This is a genomic window from Bifidobacterium sp. LH_450, assembly GCF_056356715.1.
Genome location: NZ_JBKEUU010000012.1, coordinates 1 through 1,413 on the forward strand (window position 1 = coordinate 1; position 1,413 = coordinate 1,413).

Genomic DNA, 1,413 nt, shown 5'->3' on the forward strand with positions numbered 1-1,413 from the left:
GGCTCCGACGGTTCGCAGGCGCACGGTTTCAGGAACTCTTTCACTCCCCTCCCGGGGTGCTTTTCACCTTTCCCTCACGGTACTGGTACGCTATCGGTCAGACAGGTATGCTTAGGCTTGCCCAACGGTCTGGGCGGATTCACGCGGGATTCCACGGGGCCCGCGCTACTCGGGAACGGTCGGTCCACAGGACGCGCGCATACGGCTACGGGGCCATCACCCTCTCCGGCCCGGCATTCAATCCGGTTCGCCTCGCACGCGCCTTTATCACTGCGGCCAGGAGCGCCGGCTCCTGGACACGCCGTCCCAACAACGCCGCGCACGCAACCCCCGGCGGGTATCACGCGCACGCGGTTTAGCCTGATCCGCTTTCGCTCGCCACTACTCACGGAGTATCCCTTCCTGCGGGTACTGAGATGTTTCACTTCCCCGCGTACCCCCCAGCCAGCAAAACCGGCTGGTGCCAGCCCATGACGGCTGGCGGGTTCCCCCATTCGGACACCCTCGGATCAAAGCCCTGTCGGCGGCTCCCCGAGGCCTATCGCGGCCCCACGCGTCCTTCATCGGTACTGTCTGCCAAGGCATCCACCATGCGCCCTGATCACCAGCAACCCAACACGGGCTCCCGGCAACCGGCCCAACAAGATAACCAAAACGACAACTAGATCATCACACAAAAACGATCACAAACGATACACGCCACAACCCCATACAGGATCATGGCGCACAGTACAAGCAGACAACAGCCCAACAGGACCATCGTCTGCCCGCGTCCACTCTCCAGTTCTCAAACCGCCACCCCGCCACCACCATCCACGCCCCACGCAAGGGCCCTTCAGGCAGGGAGGGCATCCCAAACGCCACACGTGGCGGTTTGGGAACCCAACAGCATGCACCATACCCGCGCCACAAGGACGCGCGCCTTCGATTTCTTCCATAGCCAGCACGGACGCCCCCGGGCCAAGCGGCCAGGGATCGAAGCGTCCTGATATTTCATGTCTCCGTAGAAAGGAGGTGATCCAGCCGCACCTTCCGGTACGGCTACCTTGTTACGACTTAGTCCCAATCACGGGTCTCGCCTTAGACGGCTCCCCCCACCAGAAGGTGGTCGGGCCACCGGCTTCGGGCGCTACCCACTTTCATGACTTGACGGGCGGTGTGTACAAGGCCCGGGAACGCATTCACCGCAGCGTTGCTGATCTGCGATTACTAGCGACTCCGCCTTCACGCAGTCGGGTTGCAGACTGCGATCCGAACTGAGACCGGTTTTCAGCGATCCGCTCCGCGTCGCCGCGTCGCATCGCGTTGTACCGGCCATTGTAGCATGCGTGAAGCCCTGGACGTAAGGGGCATGATGATCTGACGTCATCCCCACCTTCCTCCGAGTTAACCCCGGCGGTCCCGCATGAGTTC

2 rRNA genes are annotated in these 1,413 nt (G+C 62.4%); both read right to left on the reverse strand.

Annotated features, from left to right (window positions below):
- Positions 1–612, reverse strand: a 23S ribosomal RNA gene (locus AC1AXT_RS08735); the annotation flags it as partial.
- A gap of 395 nt (positions 613–1,007) precedes the next feature.
- Positions 1,008–1,413: ribosomal RNA gene (locus tag AC1AXT_RS08740) — 16S ribosomal RNA — on the reverse strand; the annotation flags it as partial.